The sequence below is a fragment of the Psychrobacter pasteurii genome, from assembly GCF_900162815.1.
Lineage (GTDB): Bacteria > Pseudomonadota > Gammaproteobacteria > Pseudomonadales > Moraxellaceae > Psychrobacter > Psychrobacter pasteurii.
The window spans coordinates 1-6,344 of the sequence record NZ_FUGD01000070.1 but is presented as its reverse complement, the minus strand read 5'-3'; the positions used below and the strand labels follow the sequence as shown (position 1 = coordinate 6,344).

At 42.8% G+C, this 6,344-nt stretch carries 4 protein-coding genes; 2 read left to right on the top strand and 2 right to left on the bottom strand.

The window, feature by feature from the left end; all coding sequences use genetic code 11:
- A partial coding sequence (locus tag A1232T_RS05265) for an RNA-guided endonuclease InsQ/TnpB family protein (RefSeq protein WP_077448440.1) occupies window positions 1–879 on the bottom strand: 879 nt, incomplete at its 3' end.
- Between the two features lie 61 nt (window positions 880–940).
- Between A1232T_RS05265 and nhaC the strand changes: the two genes are divergently transcribed.
- Window positions 941–2,071, top strand: coding sequence for a Na+/H+ antiporter NhaC (gene nhaC / locus A1232T_RS05260; protein WP_077448439.1), 1,131 nt, complete (start codon window positions 941–943; stop codon window positions 2,069–2,071).
- A gap of 269 nt (window positions 2,072–2,340) precedes the next feature.
- Here nhaC and A1232T_RS05255 read toward each other — a convergent pair whose 3' ends face one another.
- Window positions 2,341–5,271, bottom strand: coding sequence for a valine--tRNA ligase (locus tag A1232T_RS05255; protein ID WP_077448438.1), 2,931 nt, complete (start codon window positions 5,269–5,271; stop codon window positions 2,341–2,343).
- 301 nt (window positions 5,272–5,572) lie between these two features.
- On the opposite strand from A1232T_RS05255, the gene A1232T_RS05250 reads away from it, so the two are divergent.
- Window positions 5,573–6,304: a formate/nitrite transporter family protein gene (locus tag A1232T_RS05250; RefSeq protein ID WP_077448437.1), complete on the top strand. Its 732-nt coding sequence runs from the start codon at window positions 5,573–5,575 to the stop codon at window positions 6,302–6,304.
- The last annotated feature ends 40 nt before the right edge of the window (window positions 6,305–6,344 follow it).

Sequence of the window (6,344 nt, the reverse complement as noted above, 5' to 3'; positions counted from 1 at the left end):
GCATTTATATTCCAGTTGTCGTTTAAGTTCAAACCATCCTGCATCGTATGTTGATTTAGCTAGCTTGGTTTTTTTAGTTGTAAATGAGCGTGATTTAACATCACCAACCACAATTAAGGCATTGTCTTTAACAAGCTTGGTGGTGAATTTATGAATTAAGTCTAATCTTGTGTTTTTAATTTTGGCGTGGATTGCTTTGACACGTTTTTTATTCTTAGCACGCTGGGCTACTGTTAATTTATTCGCCCACTTTTGCGTTTGCTTAATAATTAGCTTGGTGCCATTTGAGGTAGTGGCAGACTCTTTTAAACCTAAGTCAATACCAACGCTACCATTGCCACTTACTTGCTTAGGAAAGTCTTTAACAGTAATACACGCATACCAACGATTACGACTATCTTGTACTATCTCAAGCGTGTTTATCTGATATAGGCTTAGATTGTAACTATCGAATACATCTATAATAAGCTTTTGACCTTTAGATAGGGATAGCTGAATTGTTGATTTAAGTGCTTTTTTGCCTGTTTGTCTTGTGCTTAGGTATTTGATAGCAGACTTTTTAAAAGGTATCCAACCCAGTGATTTTCGTTTGGCATCAGGACGATTGGTACGCCAGTTAAGCTTGGCTTTTTTAAATTGTTTTCGGGTCTTGGCGTGAGATTCATTGATGGCTTGCAGTGTTTGACTGTGTAATCCTAAAGACTCACCGCTACCTTTGGTATACTCACTTAGATCATAAGCACTAAAAAACTTACCGGTACGTTTTAGATGCTCAAAGCAAAGTGCATTAATATAGTTCCACACGAAGTTCACTGAACCGCTTAGCTGATTCAGCTCTTTTATGTGTTTGTCTTTAATGCGTAGTTTGAGTGTTTTCATACTTTTAGTATGACGAGGTTAATTTTAACTTACAACCCTTTAAACACTGATTGTTGCCACCATGGTTTATTACGGTTTAAGCTTCTTAAAACCTGATTTATTTTTAGTCTCCATAACCCTCATGTGTGCTATCGTTTCGCTATCGATTGGTAGCTCTTGGACGACGATGGGTACCGTTGGTATCGCTGCTATGGGTATCGGTGCAAGTATGGGAATACCGCCTGGCATGACCGCTGGAGCAGTGATTTCAGGCGCTTATTTTGGTGATAAGATGTCGCCTTTATCAGACACAACTAACCTTGCCTCTGGTCTGACTCATACAGACTTGTTTGTGCATATTAAGCACATGACTTATACAACCATTCCTGCCCTACTCATAGCCTTAACAGCCTATGGATACTTAGGTTCAGGTTTTGTAAGCTCAGAAGCTGAGTTAACCAGAATAAGTAGCACCATGCTATCTATTCAAGAGAACTTTACTATATCTCCACTACTTCTTCTGGTACCTCTGACAGTTATCGTCATGGTCGCCTTTAAAGTACCCGCATTACCGGCTTTAACCGTCGGCGTTCTTCTTGGTTTTATTTGCCAGATATTTGTTCAAGGATTGACGGTAGGCGATTCGCTTAGTGCCCTTCAAAATGGTTATGTGATTGAAAGCGGTAATGAATTTATCGACTCGTTATTCAGCCGAGGTGGCATTGAATCTATGATGTATACCGTTTCGTTAACCATTGTGGCAATGACATTCGGTGGTATTCTTGAAAATACGGGTATGCTTAGATCGATTGTAGAGAAAATGTCAGGAATGACGAAGTCTGCAAAAACCCTCATTCCAACAACCATTGCGTCATGCTTCTTTACTAACGCAACTTGCTCGGAACAATATATCTCTATTGTGGTACCAGCACGTATGTTCTCAAGTGTGTATCAAGAGCGTGGACTGGACTCAAGAAACCTTTCAAGAGCATTAGAGGACGGTGGAACGCTCACATCGGTATTTATACCTTGGAACACATGCGGCGTATTTATTCTAGCGACGTTAGGGGTGGGTGTTTTAGAATTTGTACCTTATGCTATTCTTAACTTTACCGTACCTATCATTTCAATATTATATGCCATTACTGGTTTTTCGATTACTAAGCTAAAACCTTCAGGTATCGTGCTGAAACCAGCTCTGCAAGGCGTTTAGTTCTACATTACCAAAACACTTATCAATATTTAAATACATTGGTTATGGTCAGTTATTTTAAAGGCTCTAGATTGTTAATCTAGAGCCTTTATTTTTATTAATAACTCAGAACTTCTTTCTTGTACATATTAGCAGGGGATTAAAAAAACCGCCACAGCATAATACTGTAGCGGTTTTTCGTCTTAGGCAATCTAAAAACTGAATTTTAGATACTGAAAGTAGTCTACGACTTAGTTATAAAACTTAAATCTGAACTTCCAGATTAGCCATTACAACGCCTCTAACTGCGCCATTTGATCTGCCATAACTTTTAACTGACCTTCTAGCTCCTCAAGCTTCACTTTCTCTGCTTCAACAACCTCAGCAGGTGCTTTGCTGACAAAGCCTTCATTGGCAAGCTTGCGCGCTATACCGTCCGCTTGCTTTTGCAGCTTCTCTTGAGACTTGGCCAGACGTTTTAGCTCCGCTGTTGGGTCAATCAGACCTTTCATTGGCACTAAGATACGCAGTTTGCCGACCATGCTTGATGATGACAATGGGACTTCATCGCCCTCTTTAAGCAAGGTTAAGCTTTCGACTTTGGCCAGTGCCTTGAACTGGTTTTCGATACGGTTTAGACGTTCCGTCTGCTCATCAGTGATGTTTTCAAGCAGCACTGGCAAACGTACCGCATTACCTAGCTTCATCTCACCGCGAATGTTACGCACGCCAGCGATAAGCTCTTGTAACCAGGTCATGTCAGTTTCAACTTGGTCATTGATGTGCGACTCATTGACGCTTGGGAAGTCGGCAATCATGATGCTCTCTGTGTCTTTGCGTCCCAATAGAGGCGCAACTGTCTGCCAAATCTCTTCAGTAATGTACGGCATCATTGGGTGTGCAAAACGCATCGCTGTTTCTAATACATGAAGCAGTACATAGCGAATTTGCGCCTTACGCTCGTCTGCCACAGTGTCATCGTTGAGGCTGGCCTTGGCAAGCTCAACATACCAGTCACAGTATTCGTTCCAGATGAACTCATAGATATCGTGGCTGACCATATCTAGGCGATACTGCTCAAAATGCTGATGGATATTAGCAACCGTTGAGTTTAGACGGCTCATAATCCATTTTTCTGGCAACTCCCAAACGTCTACATTCTCTTGGTTATCAATCGCTAGCGCATTGCCTTCTTTGTCCACACAGTTCATCAGTACGAAACGGCTAGCGTTCCAGATTTTGTTAGCAAAGTTGCGGTAACCTTCGACGCGTTTTAGGTCAAAGTTAATGTCACGACCGGTGCTGGCAAGCGAGGTAAAGGTGAAGCGCAATGCATCGGTACCAAAGGCAGGAATACCCTCTGGGAACTCTTTGCGGGTTTGCTTCTCAATCTTCGCCGCATCTTTCGGGTTCATCATGTTACTGGTACGCTTGGCAACCAAGGTCTCAAGGTCGATACCATCAATCAAGTCGATTGGATCGAGTACGTTACCTTTTGATTTCGACATTTTCTGACCTTGACCATCACGTACTAGGCCGTGTACATACACAGTCTTGAACGGAATTTGCGGTGTGCCGTCTTCATTTTTCATGAAGTGCATGGTCATCATAATCATGCGGGCAACCCAGAAGAAAATGATGTCAAAACCAGTTACCAACACGCTGGTTGGGTGGAAGGTCTCAAGTACTTTTTTGTCCGCTTGTGGGTCGCCCCAACCTAGGGTGCTAAAGGTCCATAAACCTGAGCTAAACCAAGTGTCTAGCACGTCTTCGTCTTGGCGTAATTCAACGCTTTCATCTAGATTGTACTTAGTGCGAACTTCGGCTTCGTCACGAGCGACATAGATGTTGTCCTCGTTGTCATACCATGCAGGAATACGGTGACCCCACCACAGCTGACGACTGATACACCAGTCTTGTAGGTCACGCATCCACGCCATGTACATGTTTTTGTATTGAGCTGGTACAAACTCGATATCGCCGTTTTCTACCGCTTCAATCGATGGCTTAGCAAGCTCTTCAACTGCCACATACCACTGGTCTGTTAGCCATGGTTCAACGATAACGCCACTGCGGTCACCGCGTGGAGCTTTTAGTTGATAATCTTCGATGTCTTCTAGCCAGCCCTCTTCTTTGGCTTGAGCAACCAACTGTTTACGCGCTTCAAAACGCTCAACACCGGCATACGCTTCTGGTGTTTTCTCAAGCTGAGGATCGCGCGTTTGCAGGTCTGGGAAAATCTCCATCTCTGGCAAGATATGCGCATTACCATCAAAGATGTTAATCAGTGGCATGTCATGACGACGACCTAATTCATAGTCGTTAAAGTCATGCGCAGGGGTGATTTTTACCACACCAGTACCAAAGTCACTTTCGACATAATCATCGGCAACGATAGGCACTTCACGACCAGTAATCGGTAGCGTGATGGTCTTGCCTACTAGGTCCGCATAACGCTCATCTTTTGGATTAACCGCAACCGCTGTATCACCTAATAAGGTTTCTGGACGTGTGGTCGCAACCACAACGTAATCTTTACCGTCTTGAGTTTTTACTGATTTGTCGGTGAAATAATAACGGAAGTGCCACAGCGAGCCTTTCTCGTCATGGTTTTCAACTTCTAGGTCAGATAAGGCGGTTTGGAACTTAGGATCCCAGTTCACCAGACGTTTACCACGATAAATCAGACCATCTTCATGCAGGCGTACGAATACTTCTTTTACCGCATTCGACAAGCCTTCATCCATGGTAAAACGCTCACGCGTCCAGTCTACCGATGAGCCCAAACGACGAATCTGGCTGGTGATGTTACCGCCCGACTCTTCTTTCCACTCCCACACTTTATCGATGAAGTCTTCGCGAGTTAGGTCAGTACGCTTAATACCCTCAGCGTTTAGACGACGCTCTACTACCATTTGAGTCGCGATACCAGCATGGTCAGTACCTGGTTGCCATAAAGTATTGTCACCAAGCATACGGTGATAGCGGGTTAACGAGTCCATAATGGCATTGTTAAAGCCATGACCCATGTGCAAGCTACCAGTGACGTTCGGCGGCGGCAAGGCGATAGAGAATGATTTATCACTGTCGTATTTTGGCTGGAAGTAACCTTTTTCTTCCCAGCCTTGATACATCCCCTTTTCAACTTCACCTGGGTTGTACGCATTTTCTAATTGCTTTAATGCTGATTGGATAGATGCCGTCAAATTTTGATTGCTCATAATAGAAGTGTCTTATATTAATGATGGATGGTTAATGGTTATTTGTTAACAATGGCTGTTTTAACTAATTTAACGAAAACGCAAAATATAAATGAATTGGATACTATGATTTTAACGCAGATGGCGCAATTTTGTTAGATGCTAAGCCGATTTAGCACACTATATTGGGGCTATATTAAGTGAATATTGGTAACTTAAACCCTAAATATAACCGACTCAAATTTGATACTCTAAATAGTAGGAATCACACGCTGCTCTTTTTACCATTCACTGAACTTGATTATCAACCTGAAGCGAGCTTATGGACTCTTCTAAACCAAACCCACAGCATCCCACGGGTAACACCACAGATTCAAACCATGCGCCCAATCAGAGTGCAAGCACAGCTGCTGATGCCTCTATGGATAGTGCTGTAAAAAACAAAGATAACAATGAAGAGCAAGACAATCAAAACCTAACCCATAATCTAAATGATGAAGATTTTGGGGATAATGTCAACGAACTTGAAAAAGAGTCCATTAAAACCTTAACCGATGATGAAAGCTTTAGCCAGCCCAAAAGCTACGGCAGTATTTTGGCCGAAGAGTTTGTTCACGCCCGCAGTACGTTTAAGCGCTCATACGGATCGATATTTACCAGTGCACTTATCGCAGGGTTAGAGATTGGTATCAGCTTTATTATGCTATTGAGTGTCTATGCACTACTAGTAGACTTGATGCCGACTCACTATGCGTTAACGCTCGCCTCTTTATTATACCCTGTTGGCTTTATCGCTGTCGTCATTGGTCAATCCATTCTTTATACCGAACAGACCTCTCTTTTGAGCCTACCTGTTGTCGCAGGGATTGAAACCGTCACTAAGCTTGCTAAGCTGTGGGGGGTGGTCATTGTTGGTAATATCGTTGGTGGCTGTATATTTAGTTTGAGTGTGGTATGGCTTGGGCTACAGATGCAATGGTTTGAGGTAGCTCATATAGGACTTACGCAAAACCAGAGATATATTGCCAACCTAAAGCATAGCGTAGTACCATAATAGTCATGAAGAAGCCTAAAATAACCCGACTAGATTATTG

Bases quoted from the DNA above. Each gene is read 5' to 3' on its own strand.
- nhaC (WP_077448439.1), top strand. From the start codon at position 941: ATGGTTTATTACGGTTTAAGCTTCTTAAAACCTGATTTATTTTTAGTC.
- A1232T_RS05255 (WP_077448438.1), bottom strand. From the start codon at position 5,271: ATGAGCAATCAAAATTTGACGGCATCTATCCAATCAGCATTAAAGCAA.
- A1232T_RS05250 (WP_077448437.1), top strand. From the start codon at position 5,573: ATGGACTCTTCTAAACCAAACCCACAGCATCCCACGGGTAACACCACA.